Genomic DNA, 16,439 nt, shown 5'->3' on the forward strand with positions numbered 1-16,439 from the left:
GCCTGGATCATGCTGGCCAGCACCGAAGGACTGCCGGGGCCGGTGATGGTGAACAGGTTGGGGAAACCCGCCGAGGCGATCCCGAGATAGGCGCGGGGGCCGGCGCGCCATTTCTCGGCCAGTGTCAGACCGTCGCGGCCGGTGATCACAATCTTGTCGAACGATCCGGTCATCGCGGCAAAGCCGGTGGCGCAGACCACGGCATCCAGCGGATATGCGACGCCATTGACCTCGATGCCGTCGGCGGTGAAGCGCTCGATCGGTGTCTTCGACACATCGACCAGATTGACGTGCGGCAGGTTGTAGGTCTCGAAATACGCGGTATCGACGCAGAGCCGCTTGCAGCCGAAGACGTTGTCCGGACACAGCAGGTCGGCAGTGGCCGGATCCTTCACCAACTGGCGGATCTTGCGGCGGGCGAAGTCGGCGATGGTGTCGTTGGCGGCCTTCTCGAACAAGAGATCACCGAAGGCGCCGAGGAACGGCAGGCCGCCGCGTTGCCAGGCTTCCTCGTATTGCCGTTCACGCTCTTCGGGGGCGGCCTCCAGCGCCGGCTTCATGTTGAAGGGAAAATAGAAGCCGGTCGGGCGTCCGCGCGCCTTGACCCGCAGTGCCGGATACTCGGCCTTGGCCGCCTGCAGGTATTCCGGCGTGAGGTGTTCGTTGCGGGCCGGCACCGACCATGTAGCGGTGCGCTGAAATACCGTGAGGTGAGCGGCCTGCTGCGCGATGATCGGAATCGACTGGATCGCCGAGGAGCCGGTGCCGATCACGCCGACGCGCTGGCCCCGGAAGTCGACGCCGTCATGCGGCCATTCGCCGGTGTGGTAGATCGGCCCGCGGAAATCCACCATGCCCGGGAATGCCGGACGGTTCGGCGCCGACAGGCAGCCGACTGCCATGATGCAGAATTTTGCCAGGACCTTGTCGCCGCGATCGGTCTCGATGCGCCAGCATTTTTCGCCCTCGTCGAAGGTCGCCGCGATGACGCGGGTGTCGAACACGATGTCGCGACGCAGATCGAAGCGGTCGGCGACATGGTTGGCGTAGGAGAGGATTTCAGGCTGCGGCGAATATTTCTCCGACCAGTTCCACTCCTGGTCCAGTTCCTCCGAGAAGGAAAACGAGTACTGCATGCTCTCGACGTCGCAGCGTGCGCCCGGATACCGGTTCCAGTACCAGGTGCCGCCGACGCCGCTGCCGGCCTCGAACACCCGCGCCGAAAAGCCGAGACCGCGCAGCCGATGCAGCATGTACATCCCGGCAAAACCCGCGCCGACGACGACGGCGTCGAAAACCGCTTCGGTTTCGGGCGTGCGAGCCTGTTGAGCCCGGACTGTGCTGTCGGCCGTCATGATGCGCGTCGCCTCCCTGCCGGCCGCTTGTTGCGGCCTTGCGAAGCATTACCCCAGCATTCTCCTGCCGCTTTTTCAATTCGTCGTTTTCGGTGGCCTCCCATGCGGCGGTGGATACGACGGCGCGTTGCGACAGCGGCGAGTGGAACCTATGCTGGCTGCAAAATTTCTGCCCCGGGGGGACATCATGATCACACCGCTCGATCCCGTCATTGCCGAGATCATTCCAAAACTGCCGCTGCGCGATCCCGAGACGATGACGCCGCAAAGCGCCCGCGATGCGCTCCGTGCGCTGGCTGCCGCACGCGCCGCGGTGCCGCCGCCGCCGGTCGCGAGCGCCGCCGATGCGGTGGTGAAGGGTCCCGCCGGGTCGCTTGCCGCGCGGGTCTATCGTATGTCGGATGCGAAAGCGCCGACCGTGGTGTTTTTTCACGGCGGCGGCTGGGTCGCCGGCGATCTCGAAACCCATGACCGGCAGGCCCGGCTGCTCGCGATCGAGACCGGCGCCGTGGTGGTTTCGGTCGATTACCGGCGCCCGCCGGAAATGCGCTTTCCCGCCGCGTTCGAGGACGCCTTCGCCGCCGTGCGCGACGTGTTCGCGCGCGTGGCCGAGTTCGGTGGAGACAGCGCGCGCGTCGGCGTGGCCGGCGACAGTGCCGGCGGCAATCTGGCGGCGACGGTCGCGATCGCCTGCCGCGATGCCGGGATCGGGCTTGCCGCGCAATTGCTGGCCTATCCCGTCACCGACGTCGCCGGAGGTTTCGCGGATGCAACGGAGAACGCGCGTTTTCCCTCACGCGCGGAAAACGCGGAAGGCTACTTTTTATCGCGCGCGGTGATGGAGTGGTTCTGCGGCCATTATCTCGAAGACGCCAGCCATGGCGCGGACTGGCGGGCTTCGCCGCTGCGCGCAAAGAGTCATGCCGGACTTGCGCCGGCGGTGGTCACCACTGCGTGGTTCGATCCCCTCCGCGATGAAGGAAAGGCCTATGCCGATGCGCTGGCCGCCGCCGGCGTTACCACGAAATATCATCATGGTCCGGGCCTGATCCACGGCTATTTCGGTCTCGGCGATGCCTCGGAAACAGCGCGGGGCGAGGCGCAGCGTGCCCGCGCCGATTTCAAGGCCATGCTGGAACGGGGTGCGTAGGCCAAAAACTTTGCGTCAGCGCCACATGCCGCGCATGCGGGCGCCGACGTCGATGCGCGGACCGCCAGTGGCGGAACGCGCCGCGGCTTCGGTCGCAGCCTTTGGCCAGATCGTCTTTTCGAACAGAGGGAGCAGCCGGTCCGGAATGAAGCGGGTCCGCGACGCATAGACATGGCGGTCGCCTTGCGCGCTCTGGCCGTGGGTGAAGAAGCGCTGCGGCACCATCAGATGCAGGTCGTCTTTGGCCCGGGTCATCGCGACATAGAGCAGCCGTCGCTCCTCCTCCAGCTCCGCGCTCGTCCCGGCGCCGAGGTCGGACGGCATGCAGCCGTCGACCACGTTGAGCACGTAGACCGATTTCCATTCCTGGCCCTTGGCGGAATGGATGGTCGAGAGAACAAGATAGTCCTCGTCGAGCAAGGGCACGCCGGCCTGGTCGCTGGTCGCGTCGGGCGGATCGAGCGTCAGCTCGGTGAGGAAGCGCTCGCGCGACGGATAGCCGCCGGCGATCTGCTCGAGCTGGATCAGGTCGGCGCGGCGGGTCTCGGCATCCTCGTGGATGCGATCGAGATGCGGCTCATACCACAGCCGCGCCCGCTCGATGTCGGCCGGCCACCCGGAACGGCTGATGTCGGCGATGGCGCCGATGAAGTTGGTCCAGTCGTCGCCGGCGCGGGGAGGGGCGGGCGCCAGCCTGAGCGCCGCGATCGGATCGGCGCTGCCGGCCATGATATCGAGAATCTTCTGCGCCGAGGCGGGGCCGACGCCCGGGATCAAATGCATCAACCGGAAGCCGGCGACGCGGTCGCGCGGATTCTGAGCGAATCGCAACAGCGCCAGCATGTCCTTGATGTGGGCGGCATCGAGGAATTTCAGGCCGCCGAACTTGACGAAAGGGATGTTGCGCCGGGTCAGTTCGACTTCCAGCGGGCCGCTGTGGCTGGAGGTCCGAAACAGCACCGCCTGCTGCTTCAGCAGCGTGCCGGATTCGCGGTTCTCCAGCACCCGTTCGACGATGCCGCGGGCCTGGTCGGCTTCGTCCCGCGTCGTGACCAGCTGCGGCTTGATATCAGAGGTGCGGTCGGTCCACAGGTTCTTGGTGAATCGCTCGCGCGCGAGCTCGATGACGCCATTGGCGGCGGCGAGGATGGTCCGGGTCGAGCGGTAATTGCGGTCCAGCGTGATGATGTCGGCCGGCGGGCTGAACTGGCCGGGGAAGTCGAGAATGTTGCGAACGGTAGCGGCGCGAAACGAATAGATCGACTGGGCGTCGTCGCCGACCACCGTCAGCCCGTGACCGCCGGGCTTCAGCGCCAGCAGGATCGAGGATTGCAGCCGGTTGGTGTCCTGGTACTCGTCGACCAGCACGTGGTCGAACCGGCCGCCGATATCGCCGGCCAAGCCGGGATCGTTCATGGTTTGCGCCCAGTAGAGCAACAGATCGTCATAATCGAGCACGTTCTGCTTCTGCTTGGCCTCGACATAGGCCGCGAACAGCTGCTTCAGCTCGGCCGCCCATCCGGAGCACCAGGGGAATGAGCCGCCCAACACCTGTTCGATCGGCGCCTCGGCGTTGACGCAGCGCGAATAGATCGAAAGACAGGTGCCCTTGGTCGGAAACCGGCTCGCGGTTTTGGAGAAGCCGAGGTCGTGCCGGATCAGGTTGATAAGGTCGGCGGAATCGTCGCGATCGTGGATGGTGAAGGCGGGATCGAGGCCGATCTGATCCGAATAGTCGCGCAGCAGCCGCGCGCCGATGCCGTGGAAGGTGCCGGCCCATTGCAGCGCGTCGGTCATGATTCCGGCCTTGTCGCCCAGCACCTTTCGGGCGATGCGTTCGACGCGTTGGCTCATTTCGGCGGCAGCCCGTCGCGAAAATGTCATCAACAGAATGCGCCTGGGATCGGCGCCGTTGACGATGAGATGGGCGACCCGGTGCGCCAGCGTGTTGGTCTTGCCGGACCCGGCACCTGCAATTACCAGCAGCGGCGAAGCCGGCCCGCCGTTACGTCCGGGCACAACGCCGTGCTCGACGGCCCGGCGCTGTTCCGGATTGAGGCTTTCGAGGTAGCTCGCCGCCGCTGGCACGTCCGAATCGTCCTTCTGATGATTCGACCGTCACTGATTCCCGCTTTGTTCGCAATGGCGCGATCAGGCCGTCGACCACACGGCCGCTTCTCTGCCATCGGCTCTCGCCGAATCGTACACCGGCGTTTAGAGAGCTAACGGATTCGATGCCGACGCCCTATTTTTGCCGCTGCCGATCTAGAGAACACTCGCGAGTATTGCCGCCCGATCAAGTTCCGGGGTCGCGATCCCGAACGCTTTAGCGATGGCGCTCCGGCGCTTCAGGAAAGCACGCTTCATGACCGACACCTCCATGACGCCTGAGACGCCCAATGTCGCGGAGACGGCGCATTTTCTCCGGCGCTTTGCCGACATGATGTCGGTCGGGCACAATGCGAACTTTCTGCACCATGCGGCGGTTTGGCTCGAAACCCTGTCGGCCCGCCTGGCCGCGGCGCAGGATGAAGAACAGCTCTGGCGGTACAAGTACGAAACCATCGCCCAGCATACCGACGCGCTGGAAGCCGAATGCGAAACGCTCAAGCATGACCTCGATGGGCACCTCAATGTCATATCCTCGATATCAGGGGAACGCGAAGCGCTGAGGGCGACGCTGCAGGCGCGGGAAACCGAAATATCCGAGCTTCAGGGTGATCTGGAGCGCGAACGAAATGAGCTCGCCGCGGCATCGCAGTTGCATCAACAGGCTCTGGCTGAGCTTCGCGCGGAATTTGAACGCGAGCGCGAGACGCAGGCCGCGGCCTTCGACGGCGAGCGCGCGGGGTTCGCGGCGGTGGTCGAGCGGCGCGGCGAGGAGCTCGACCAGCTTCGCCAGCAACTGGCGGAGCAGTCGAAGGCGCATGCACTGGCGTTGTCCGAGCTGCGTCTCGGTTTTGCCGGCGAACGTCACGACCTCGCGGCCCGGCTCAAGGTGAGCGGCGATGAGCTCGCGGCGCTTCGCCTTGTCTCCGAGCGCGAGCGCGATGCGCTGCTGGCAAAGGTTTCGGCCCTCGAAGCCAAGCGCGCCGAGCTTCGTTCGGCATTCGATCGCATTGCCGATCTCAAGAACCAGACCAACGAGCCGCAGGACGGCACCGGAGGTTCGACTCTCGCAGCAGGCCGGTCGGAGGGGGAAGCGCGATCGAACCTGGCGCAGCCGGGCGGCCGAAATCCCGTCGTCGGAGAAGCCGACGTGGTGGTGCCGAGGGCGACGCTGCGCCAGGCCCGCTCCCAGTTCGAATATCTCGCCAATGAGTTCACCGGGAACGGCGACGTCGCGTCGCAGGTGATGTGCGAATTAGGGGCGTTCACCATGGAGCTGGCGCTGGGCTCCGGCCGCAAGGCGGATCCGCTCCCCGTAGGGGATGTCGCGCTGAGTATTCTGGCCTCGTCAGGCTCGGCGACTCCGGCCAGCGCCGAGCCCACGAGAGTAGCAAGGTGAAGACGCACGCATTGGTGATGCTTCGCTCCCCTCCCTCCACGCGCCCTTTGCGCGTGGCGGGGGGAGGGGAGAAGAAAAGCGCGCTGACGCGTCAGCCTGCCGCCTGCACCAGCGCGATCAGTTCGTCGCCGTAATGTTCGAGCTTCTTGTCGCCGATGCCGGGGATGTTGCGAAGCCCGGCAAGCGAGGTCGGGCGCGAGGTCGCGATGCCGTCGATGGTAGCGTCGTGCAGCACGACATAGGCCGGCACGCCGCGGGTGCGCGCGACGTCGGAACGCCATGCCCGGAGCGCGCCGACCAGATCCGGATTGGCGGCTCCGCCGGAGCCGGCGATTTGCGGCGCGATATCGCCGCGTCTTGATTTCGTCCTGACGGCGCGGACGCGGGCGCCGGCGACCTGCTCGCGCAGCATCACCTCGGTCTCGCCCTTCAACACGCCGCGCGCGGATTCCGTCAGTTTCAATGCGCCAAAGGCCTCGGTATCAGGCGCCAGATGGCCCATCGCCACCAGCTGGCGGATCACGCCGCGCCACTTCTTTTCGTTGAGGTCGGCGCCGATCCCGAACACCGACAGTTTGTCGTGGCCGAACTGGGTGACGCGTTCGGTCAGGCGGCCGACCAGGATATCGATCAGGTGCATGGCGCCGAAACGCTGTCCGGTGCGATAGGCGCAGGACAGCAGCTTTTGCGCGGCCACCTTGCCGTCGCGCACCAGCGGCGGCGACAGGCAGTTGTCGCAATTGCCGCATTTGGCCGCCGCCGGTGTCTCGCCGAAATAGCCGAGCAGGCGGCTGCGCCGGCAGTTCGCGGTTTCGGCCAGGCTGACCAGCGCATCCAGTTTGCCGATCGACACTCGTTTGAACGCTTCGGCGCCGGTGGATTCGTCGATCATGCGGCGCTGCTGCACGATATCCGACAGGCCATAGGCCATCCAGGCGCTGGACGGCTTGCCGTCGCGCCCGGCGCGCCCGGTCTCCTGATAATAGGCCTCGATGCTCTTCGGCAGGTCGAGATGGGCGACGAAGCGCACGTCGGGCTTGTCGATGCCCATGCCGAACGCCACCGTGGCGACGATCACGATGCCGTCCTCGTTGATGAAGCGGTCCTGGTTGCCCGCGCGCGTGGCCGCATCGAGCCCCGCGTGATAGGGCAACGCCACGACGCCGGCTCTGTTGAGTGCAGCCGCGGTGTCCTCGACCTTGGCGCGCGACAGGCAGTAGACGATGCCGGCGTCACCGGCATGGCGCTCGGCGATGAAGGCTTTCAGCTGGGTCTGCGCGTTCTGCTTGTCGACGATTTCGTAGCGTATGTTGGGGCGGTCGAAGCTCGCGACAAAGCTCGGCGCATCGTTCAACCCGAGCCGGTCGACGATCTCCTTGCGGGTGAGGTCGTCGGCGGTGGCGGTCAGCGCGATGCGCGGCACGTTCGGAAAGCGTTCGGCAATGACGGACAGGCCGATATATTCCGGGCGAAAGTCATGCCCCCATTGCGACACGCAATGCGCCTCGTCGATCGCGAACAAGGCGACGTCGGCACGGCTGAGCAGATTAAGGCATCGGGGCGTCACCAGCCGCTCCGGCGCGACATAGAGCAAATCGAGATCGCCGGCCAGCAGTCGCGCCTCGACCGCGTCCGCCTCCTCATAGGACAGCGTCGAATTCAGCACCGCCGCCTTGACGCCGGCCTCGAGCAGGCCGGCGACCTGGTCGCGCATCAGCGCGATCAGCGGTGAGACCACGATACCGCAGCCTTTGCGCAGCAGCGCCGGCAATTGATAGCACAGCGACTTACCGCCGCCGGTCGGCATCAGCACCAGGCAATTGCCGCCGTCGGTGACGTGCCGCACGATTTCTTCCTGCGCGCCGCGAAAGCCGGGCAGGCCGAACACGTGGTTCAGTACCGAGAGCGCGTCGCCGGTGACGTCGGACTCGGCACTACGGGCAGTAGTCATGGCGGGAACGGGCATACGGGGCAGGTGGTCCGATGGAGGGCTTGCGAAGACCGGATTTCGGGGACGGTGTGCCGAAATGACGATCTCCACCGAGGAAACCAAAGTCTATTTGATTCGCGCCGCCGCCCATATTTACTTCCACGCCGGCTGCGAGGAAATATCGGACAAAGGCGGTCAAAAAGTCTGACTTTGCGGCGCTATGTCGGTGCTGCGATCGCGCGAGTGTAGGTAGCCAGATCGAAGTAGTCGCGCCAGATCCTGATTTTTCCGCCGGCCAATTCGAACACGCCACAGCAGGGCAGATCGACACTTTTGGCCCCGAGGCGGGTTCTGTCGAGACGCTCGGCGATGACGATGTCGCCTCGAGAAACGATGTTCAGGACATCCCAATTGGTCTCCGTCCAATCCTTGATGAATCCGCCGATGAACCTGCGCAGGTTGTCGTGACCGCTGACCGGCTTGTTCATCATGTTGTGATAGGTGCCGTCGGGGGTGAAGAATGCGACGATCTCGTCGGCGTCCAGCCGCGACCACGCTGCGATGAAATTCCGTACGATTTCCTCGTTGGTTGTCAAGGTCGTTCCCTCTCAAGGTGGTAAATGGAAAAGTCGTGGGCAAGCTGCGGCAATCCAGCTATTTGGGCTTTTTGCGTGACTGAATGGCCTTGAGATAGTTGACCGCGGCTGCGGCATCGTCCCGGCTAAAGCGGAAGGTCGGCATCCCCCGATGAAGGGTGGTCAAACCGTCCTGCAATCGTTGTTCGAAGTCGGTGTCGTAGAGCTTTTCGCCAAAAGTCCGAAACGGTGGTGCCTCGTCGAGAGGGCTTCGGCCCGTTTTGCCGACGGCATGGCAGCGCGCGCACTCTGTTTCGAGCAGCGCCTTGCCGTGTCGCTGTTCGCGATCGAGGGCATGACCGGCCTCGCTCCAGGCGCCGATCATCAAGAGAGCGAGGCAAATCCGGTTCATGGCGGTTCCCGTGTTGCCGGCAAGTTAGCACCAAGTGTCGCGCAACCGTAGCTCCGAATGCCGCCTGGTCATGCCGCCACATCCCATCGGGGCGAATGGTCGACAAGCTCCTCAAAATGCTCGATATTGCGGATGCCATACGGTTGTGAGCGCTTCGCCGGCGCGCCGATTGGCGCGATCAACGAGGCGAAGGGAAATCATGACGAAGGCGATTCTGGGCATTATCGGCGGTTCCGGCATCTATGATCTGCCGGGACTGGAGAACGCGCGCGAGGAGGCGATCCAGAGCCCGTGGGGCGAGCCGTCGGCGCCGGTGCGCCGCGGCAGCATCGCCGGCCTTCCGATCGTGTTCCTGCCGCGCCACGACAAGGGCCACCGGCTGTCGCCATCCGACATCAACTACCGCGCCAATATCGACGTATTGAAGCGGGCCGGGGTCACCGACCTGATCTCGCTGTCGGCCTGCGGCTCCTTCAGGGAGGATCTGCCGCCCGGTACCTTCGTGCTGGTCGACCAGTTCGTCGACCGTACCCACAAGCGCGAGAGTTCGTTTTTCGGCAGAGGTTGCGTCGCCCATGTGTCGATGGCGCACCCGACCTCGCCACGGCTGCGCATCCATCTGGCCGCCGCCGCCGAGGCCGAGGGCATCACGGTCGCGCGCGGCGGTACCTATGTCTGCATGGAGGGTCCGCAATTCTCCAGCTATGCGGAGAGCATGACCTACAAGAATCTGGGCTATGCCGTGATCGGCATGACCAACATGCCGGAGGCCAAGCTCGCCCGCGAGGCCGAGATCTGTTACGCGACGGTCGCCATGGTGACCGATTTCGATTGCTGGCATCCCGACCATGATGCGGTGTCGGTCCAGGACATCATCCGGGTGTTGAGCACCAATGCCGACAAGGCGAAGTCGCTGGTGGCGCGGCTTGCCGGCGAATTTCCGCGGGAGCACGAGCCCTGTCCCGTCGGTTCGGACCGTGCGCTCGATACGGCCTTGATCACCGCGCCGGAAGCGCGCGATCCGGAGCTTCTGAAAAAGCTCGATGCGGTGGCGGGACGGATTTTGCGGGTATGAGGTTCATCCTGACGATGGGCGCGCCATGAAGGTCGGAAACAGGCACGTCAGGAGCATCTGGCTCGAGAGCGACGGCTGGTCGGTCAGCGCGATCGACCAGCGGCGGTTGCCGCATGATTTCGTCGTGGTCCGGCTGACGACCTGCGATGCCGCCGCCGATGCCATCCGCTCGATGCTGGTGCGCGGCGCGCCACTGATCGGCGCGACCGCCGCCTATGGCATGGCGCTGGCGATGCGGGCAGACGCTTCCGACGCCGCACTCGATCAGGCCTGCAAGACGCTGGTGGCGACGCGGCCGACCGCGATCAACCTGAAATGGGCGCTCGACGCCATGCGCTCGACCTTGCGGCCGTTGCCGGTATCCGAACGAACGGCGGCGGCCTATTCCTTCGCCGGTGAAATTGCCGAGCAAGACATCGCCATCAACAAGGGCATCGGCCGGCATGGCCTTGGCCTGATCGAGGCGATCGCGGCGCGCAAGAAGCCGGGCGAGCGGGTCAACCTGCTGACCCATTGCAACGCCGGCTGGCTGGCGACGGTCGATTGGGGCACCGCCACCGCGCCGATCTATCTGGCGCATGACCGCGGCGTCGCCGTGCATGTCTGGGTCGATGAGACCCGCCCGCGCAATCAGGGCGCCTCGCTCACGGCCTGGGAACTCGGCCATCACGGCGTGCCGCACACCGTCATTCCCGATAATACCGGCGGTCACCTGATGCAGCACAGCATGGTCGATCTCGTGATCACGGGCACCGACCGCGTCACCGCGAATGGCGACGTCTGCAACAAGATCGGTACGTATCTCAAGGCGCTCGCCGCCCACGACAATGGCGTGCCGTTCTATGTGGCACTGCCTTCGCCGACCATCGATTTCGCTGTCGATGACGGGTTAAGGGAAATTCCGATCGAACAGCGCGGGCCCGAGGAAGTCACGCACATGACCGGGCGGACCGCCGACGGCAGGATCGAGACCGTGCGCATCGTGCCCGAGGGATCGCCGGTGGCGAATTATGCCTTCGATGTCACGCCGGCGCGGCTGGTGACGGGGTTGATTACCGAGCGCGGCGTGCTCAAGCCCGATCGAGCCGCGCTAGCGGCGGCATTTCCCGAACGGATAGCGACCGCAGCCGAATAGCCAAGGAAACAAGCCTATGCAGAGTGCCTGGATCGATCGTGATGCCGATGCGGCGCTGGCCCGCTATGCCAAGCTCGGCCGCGATGTGGCGCTCAGGGTCTATACCACGCGCCTGCTGGGCCGGGATCCGCGCCTGGTGCTGCATGGCGGCGGCAATACCTCGGTGAAGACGCAGCTTGTCGATCTCAATGGCGAGACCGTCGACGTGCTGTGCGTCAAGGGCTCCGGCTGGGATATGGGCTCGATCGAGCCTGCGGGCCTGCCGGCGGTGCGGCTCGCGCCGCTGATCAAACTCCGCGACCGCGAAAAACTGTCGGACGAGGAAATGGTGCAGTTGCAGCGCGCCAATCTGATCGACCCGATGGCGCCGAACCCTTCCGTGGAGGCGCTGCTGCATGCGTTCATCCCGCACAAATTCGTCGACCACACCCATTCGACGGCGGTGCTCGCCCTCACCGATCAGCCCGATGGCGAAGCCCTGTGCCGCGAGGTCTACGGCACGCGGGTGGGCTATGTCCCCTACATCATGCCGGGTTTTGGCCTCGCCAAAGCCGCGGCGCAGGTGTTCGACGCAGATCCCTCGGTCGAAGGCCTGGTCCTGGTCAAGCATGGCATCTTCAGTTTCGGCGCCGACGCCCGAGAGGCCTATGAGCGCATGATCGCGTTGGTGAGTTTGGCGGAACAACGGCTGGCGAAAAATCGCAAGCCGGCATTTCCGGGCGCAAGGTTGCCGGCGCGGCCGGCGCGCCTCGCGGAAGTCGCGCCGATCATCCGCGGCGCCTGCAGCCTGCCGGACAGCAAAAGCGACGGCGCCTGGAAGCGCTTCGTGCTGGATTTTCGCGGTGGCGACGCGGTGATGAATTTCGTCAACGGCACGGAGGTCGCGCGATACGGCCAGGCCGGCGTGGTGACGCCGGATCACAACATCCGCATCAAGAACAAGCCGATGGTCGTCGCCGCGCCCGAGGATGGCGACCTCGCAGGGTTCAGAAACGCGGTCCGCGATGCCGTTGCGGCCTATGGCGAAACCTACAAGGACTATTTTTCCCGCAACAATACCCGCGTCGGCGGGATCAAGACCATGCTCGATCCCTCGCCCCGCGTGGTGCTGGTGCCGGGCGTAGGCCTGTTCGGACTCGGCCGCAGCAAGAAGGACGCGCGCGTCGCCGCCGACCTCGCCGAGGCGGCGATTGCCACCATCACCGATGCGGAAGCGGTCGGCCGTTTCGAGCCGCTGCCGGAGGCCGATCTGTTCGATGTCGAATACTGGTCGCTGGAGCAGGCGAAGCTCGGCGGCGCCAGGGAGCTGCCGCTGGCGGGGCAGGTCGTCGCCATCACCGGCGCCGCGGGCTCGATCGGATTCGCAACGGCCAAGGCGTTCGCGGCGGCGGGCGCCGAAGTAGCCTTGCTCGACGTCGACGAGGCCGCGGCCAGGGCGAAGGCCAAGGCGATCGGCGGAGCGGCACTTGGGCTCAAATGCGACGTCACCGACGCCGCATCGGTGCGCGATGCATTTGCGCAGGTGGCGTCTTTCTTCGGCGGAGTCGACATATCGATATCGAATGCCGGCGCTGCCTGGCAGGGCAGGATCGGCGAGGTCGACGAGGCGGTGCTGCGCGAAAGTTTCGAACTCAATTTCTACGGCCACCAGCGCGTGGCGCAGGCGGCGGTGAAGATCATGCTGATGCAGGGCACCGGCGGCTGCCTGCTGTTCAATGTTTCCAAGCAGGCGGTCAATCCCGGACCCGATTTCGGCCCCTACGGCCTGCCCAAGGCGGCAACCCTGTTTCTGGTAAGGCAGTACGCGCTCGATTACGGCAGCGAAGGCATTCGCGCCAATGCGGTCAATGCCGACCGGATCCGCTCCGGTCTGCTCACCGAGGAGATGATCGCATCGCGCTCGAAACGCCGCGGCGTCAGCGAGCAGGATTACATGCGCGGCAATTTGCTCGGCCGCGAAGTGACGGCCGAGGATGTCGCGCAGGCCTTTCTGGCGCAGGCGCTGGCGCTGAAAACCACTGCGGACGTCACCACCGTCGACGGCGGCAATATCGCCGCCGCGCTGCGATGACGGCTAGCTGCGCAGCGACAACCCGGTCGCGGCTTCCAGCTCGGCAATCGCCTGCGGCGCATTGAGCACCTTGATCGTGGTCATGCCCATGTCGCGCGCCGGCTTCAGGTTGACGCCGAGATCGTCGAGATAGACGCATCGGCTGGGATCGACGCCGAGCGTTTCCACCATCATCCGGTAGATGCGCGGATCCGGCTTGCGCAGGCCGATCTTCGCGGACTCGATGATGTGATCGAACAGCGCCATCACCTCGGCGACGTAGAGCGAGCGGCCGCTGTGGCTGCCGATGGCATTGGCGGGCAGGTTGTTGGTGATGCAGCCGGTCTTGAACCGGGCTTTCACCCGCGTCAGCGCCTCGACCATTTCGGGCCGCAGGTCGCCCGACAGCAGCGGCAACACCTCCTTGCCGCGTACCTCGGCGCCCAACGCCAGCGATTCCGTGGCGAACAGCTGATCGAACGCCTCGATGTCCACTTCGGCGCGCTCGAACTTCGCCCAGGCGTTTTCCAGATGATTGGTGGCGTTGGTGCGCCGGATGATGTCGGCCGGCAGCCCGCGCTCGGTCTCGAACCGCGCAAACGCTTCGAACGGCGAGGTGGTAAGCACGCCGCCAAAATCCCAGATGACTGCTTCGATCATGGTTCCCCGCCATATTGGCTCGATTTGAAAAACGGCTAACATGATGGGCCAGCCGGGGCCAGCCTCGATCGCGGCTTGGCGATGCGTGGGGTACGGGCTATCTCTGTTCAATGAAAATCCTGCTCCCCGTGCTTACAGGCCTGGCGCTGCTCGCCGCCGCGCCCGCTCATGCGATCGTCGGCGGCGGCGTGCCCTCGGCGGAGGGCGTCGGCCGATCCGTCGTCACCATCGTCGGTTCGCGCGGCAATTTCTGCACCGGCGCGCTGATCGCGCCGAAGCTGGTGCTGACGGCGGCCCATTGCGTGCCGCCCGGTGCGGCCTACAAGATCGTTGAATATGGCGCGGACCGGCAGCCGCGATTGCAGGACGTCAGGAACGTTGCGATTCACCCCGGCTTCAGCACGCAGGCGATGACGGCGCACCGCGCCACCGCCGACGTCGCGTTGCTGCGGCTCGACATCCCGCTCAAGGGCAAGACGGCATCGGTTGTCGGCGCGCCGCAGATTCCAATCCTTGTCGGCAGCCGCTTCACCATCGCCGGCATCGGCGTCACCGTCCGCGGCGACGGCAAGAGCGGCGGCACCAATCGTGTCGCGGGTCTCATCGCGACCGGCAAGCCCGGCACGCTGCAAATTCGCCTCGTCGATCCCGTGGGGCAGGGGAAGCGCGATGGGCTCGGCGCCTGCACCGGCGATTCCGGCGGTCCGGCCTTCGAGGACAAGCAAGGTGGTCCTGTTATCGTCGGCGTCGTCAGCTGGTCGACCGGGCCGAACGGCACCGCCGGTTGCGGTGGCATGACCGGCGTGACGCCGTTGACGCTGTACCGCGACTGGATCCTGCAGACCGCGCGGCAGTGGGGGGCAGCGTTGTGAGTTTGATGCAGCTCAAGGACGGCGCCGCCTTGTTTGTTCGATGATTGGCCGCTAGAAAATTTCAGGCAACCGATCATTGGTTCAAACAAAGTTTTAAACGCATGAACGTCACCGCCCCCTCCCGTACTATTTCCGCCGCACAGGCGGTCGAACATTTCGACGTCCTGATCGTTGGCGCCGGCATCTCGGGCATAGGCAGCGCCTATCAGCTGACCAAGCAACTCCCGGACACCACGTTCGTCGTGCTGGAAGAGCAGGAGACGTTCGGCGGGACCTGGTGGACCCACAAATATCCCGGCATCCGTTCCGACAGCGACCTGCACACTTTCGGCTACAGCTTCAAGCCGTGGGTCGGGCCGCCGATCGCGACGGCTGATGAAATCCGCGCCTATATGGGCGAGGTGATCGACGAGAACGATCTCGCACGACACATCCGCTACCGCCATCGGATCAATTCGGCGAAATGGTCGAGCGAGACCAATCTGTGGACCGTCGAATCCGTCGACAAGGACAGCGGTGAGACCCGCACCTTCACCGCGAACTTCCTCTGGATGTGTCAGGGCTATTATCGCCATTCCGAGGGCTACACCCCGGAATGGCAGGGGACGGCAGACTTCAAGGGCCGCATCGTCCACCCGCAACGCTGGCCCGAGGATATCGACCTCACCGGCAAGCAGGTCGTCGTGATCGGCTCGGGTGCCACCGCGGCGACGCTGATCCCGAACATCGCCAACCAATGCGAGCATGTCACCATGCTGCAGCGGTCGCCGACCTATTTCCGCACCGGCCGCAATGCCATCGAGCTGGCCGAGGAACTACGGCGGCTGCAGGTCAAGGAGGAGTGGATCCACGAGATCGTGCGGCGCAAGATCCTGTTCGAGCAGGACCTGTTCACCCGCCGCTCGTTCACCGAGCCGGAGAAGGTGAAGCAGGAATTGCTCGGCGGCATTCGCGCAGCACTCGGTCCCGGCAATGAGGAGATCGTCGAGAAGCATTTCACCCCGAGCTACCGGCCGTGGCGGCAGCGTATCGCCTTCGTACCCGACGCCGACCTGTTCGAGGCGGTCAAGAGCGGCAAGGCCTCCGTCGTCACCGACGAGATCGACCGCTTCACGAAAGACGGCATTCTCTTGAAGTCCGGCGAGACGCTGAAAGCCGACATCATCATCACCGCGACCGGCTTCAACCTCAATGTACTCGGCGATATCGCCTTCGAAATCGACGGCAAGCCGCTCGATTTCGCCGACACCGTGACCTATCGCGGCGTGATGTTCACCGGCGTTCCGAACATGGCCTGGGTGTTCGGCTATTTCCGCGCCAGCTGGACGCTGCGTACCGATCTGGTCGCCGACTTCGTCTGCCGCCTGCTCGGCCATATGAAGAAGAAGGGCGTCCGGAAGGTCGTGCCCGCGCTGCGGCCGCAGGAAGGCAACATGCCGCTGCAGGCCTGGATTGATCCGGAGAATTTCAATCCCGGCTACATGATGCGCAATATGCATCTGTTGCCCAAGCGCGGCGACAAGCCGGAATGGCAGCACAGCCAGGACTACTGGGCCGAGAAGGACCAGTTTCCGGCGATCGACCTAGACGATCCGGCGTTCGTGTACAATTGAGCGATAGCAACACCGGTCGTCGTCCCGGCCTTGAGCCGGGACCCATAACCCCGGTCGCCTGTTGTGAAATGCAGGTCTCTCCTCCGGCGCTTAAACGATAAGCC

Annotated in this window: 13 protein-coding genes; 7 read left to right on the top strand and 6 right to left on the bottom strand. The window is 64.9% G+C overall.

The genetic code is table 11. The annotated features are described in order from the left end of the window. Nucleotides 1-1,355 (bottom strand): NAD(P)/FAD-dependent oxidoreductase (locus Q7U29_RS04335; RefSeq protein WP_304738896.1); only part of this gene is annotated, 1,355 nt, incomplete at its 3' end. Nucleotides 1,356-1,542: 187 nt separating this feature from the next. Here Q7U29_RS04335 and Q7U29_RS04340 point away from each other — a divergent pair. Then, nucleotides 1,543-2,505: an alpha/beta hydrolase gene (locus tag Q7U29_RS04340; RefSeq protein WP_304738899.1), complete on the top strand. Its 963-nt coding sequence runs from the start codon at nucleotides 1,543-1,545 to the stop codon at nucleotides 2,503-2,505. Between the two features lie 15 nt (nucleotides 2,506-2,520). Here the strand turns inward: Q7U29_RS04340 and Q7U29_RS04345 are convergent, their stop codons facing one another. After that, complete coding sequence (locus Q7U29_RS04345) at nucleotides 2,521-4,593, bottom strand: ATP-dependent helicase (protein WP_304738902.1); 2,073 nt, start codon at nucleotides 4,591-4,593, stop codon at nucleotides 2,521-2,523. A gap of 277 nt (nucleotides 4,594-4,870) precedes the next feature. Between Q7U29_RS04345 and Q7U29_RS04350 the strand changes: the two genes are divergently transcribed. Further along, the gene (locus tag Q7U29_RS04350; protein WP_304738904.1) at nucleotides 4,871-6,013 is read left to right on the top strand and encodes a hypothetical protein; all 1,143 of its coding nucleotides are present in this window, start codon (nucleotides 4,871-4,873) and stop codon (nucleotides 6,011-6,013) included. A gap of 91 nt (nucleotides 6,014-6,104) precedes the next feature. On the opposite strand, the gene recQ is transcribed toward Q7U29_RS04350, so the two are convergent. From recQ to Q7U29_RS04365, 3 genes are all read right to left on the bottom strand, one after another. Next, a complete protein-coding gene (gene recQ, locus Q7U29_RS04355; RefSeq protein WP_304738907.1) occupies nucleotides 6,105-7,964 on the bottom strand; it encodes a DNA helicase RecQ in 1,860 nt (619 codons plus the stop codon). 197 nt (nucleotides 7,965-8,161) lie between these two features. Next, on the bottom strand, nucleotides 8,162-8,539 hold the full coding sequence (locus tag Q7U29_RS04360; protein ID WP_304738910.1) for a limonene-1,2-epoxide hydrolase family protein: 378 nt from the start codon (nucleotides 8,537-8,539) through the stop codon (nucleotides 8,162-8,164). 58 nt (nucleotides 8,540-8,597) lie between these two features. After that, nucleotides 8,598-8,930 (bottom strand): c-type cytochrome, encoded by a 333-nt coding sequence (locus Q7U29_RS04365; RefSeq protein WP_304738914.1) that lies wholly within the window; start codon nucleotides 8,928-8,930, stop codon nucleotides 8,598-8,600. A gap of 199 nt (nucleotides 8,931-9,129) precedes the next feature. On the opposite strand from Q7U29_RS04365, the gene Q7U29_RS04370 reads away from it, so the two are divergent. From Q7U29_RS04370 to Q7U29_RS04380, 3 genes are read left to right on the top strand one after another with little or no spacing between them, the layout of a single operon-like run. Beyond that, nucleotides 9,130-10,005, top strand: coding sequence for an S-methyl-5'-thioadenosine phosphorylase (locus Q7U29_RS04370; protein ID WP_304738916.1), 876 nt, complete (start codon nucleotides 9,130-9,132; stop codon nucleotides 10,003-10,005). A gap of 25 nt (nucleotides 10,006-10,030) precedes the next feature. Then, nucleotides 10,031-11,140 carry an S-methyl-5-thioribose-1-phosphate isomerase gene (gene mtnA / locus Q7U29_RS04375; protein WP_304738919.1) on the top strand — a complete coding sequence of 370 codons (1,110 nt, stop codon included), beginning with the start codon at nucleotides 10,031-10,033 and terminating at the stop codon, nucleotides 11,138-11,140. A 16-nt stretch (nucleotides 11,141-11,156) separates the two neighbouring features. Then, nucleotides 11,157-13,211, top strand: a complete 2,055-nt coding sequence (locus Q7U29_RS04380; protein WP_304738921.1) for a bifunctional aldolase/short-chain dehydrogenase — start codon at nucleotides 11,157-11,159, stop codon at nucleotides 13,209-13,211. Between the two features lie 3 nt (nucleotides 13,212-13,214). Here the strand turns inward: Q7U29_RS04380 and Q7U29_RS04385 are convergent, their stop codons facing one another. After that, complete coding sequence (locus Q7U29_RS04385) at nucleotides 13,215-13,850, bottom strand: HAD-IA family hydrolase (RefSeq protein ID WP_304738923.1); 636 nt, start codon at nucleotides 13,848-13,850, stop codon at nucleotides 13,215-13,217. 110 nt (nucleotides 13,851-13,960) lie between these two features. Between Q7U29_RS04385 and Q7U29_RS04390 the strand changes: the two genes are divergently transcribed. Then, nucleotides 13,961-14,722 (top strand): trypsin-like serine protease, encoded by a 762-nt coding sequence (locus tag Q7U29_RS04390; protein ID WP_304738926.1) that lies wholly within the window; start codon nucleotides 13,961-13,963, stop codon nucleotides 14,720-14,722. Nucleotides 14,723-14,823: 101 nt separating this feature from the next. Further along, a complete protein-coding gene (locus Q7U29_RS04395) occupies nucleotides 14,824-16,335 on the top strand; it encodes an NAD(P)/FAD-dependent oxidoreductase (RefSeq protein ID WP_304738929.1) in 1,512 nt (503 codons plus the stop codon). Nucleotides 16,336-16,439 lie beyond the last annotated feature (104 nt).

It is taken from the genome of Bradyrhizobium sp. (genome assembly GCF_030654605.1).
Classification (GTDB): domain Bacteria; phylum Pseudomonadota; class Alphaproteobacteria; order Rhizobiales; family Xanthobacteraceae; genus Bradyrhizobium.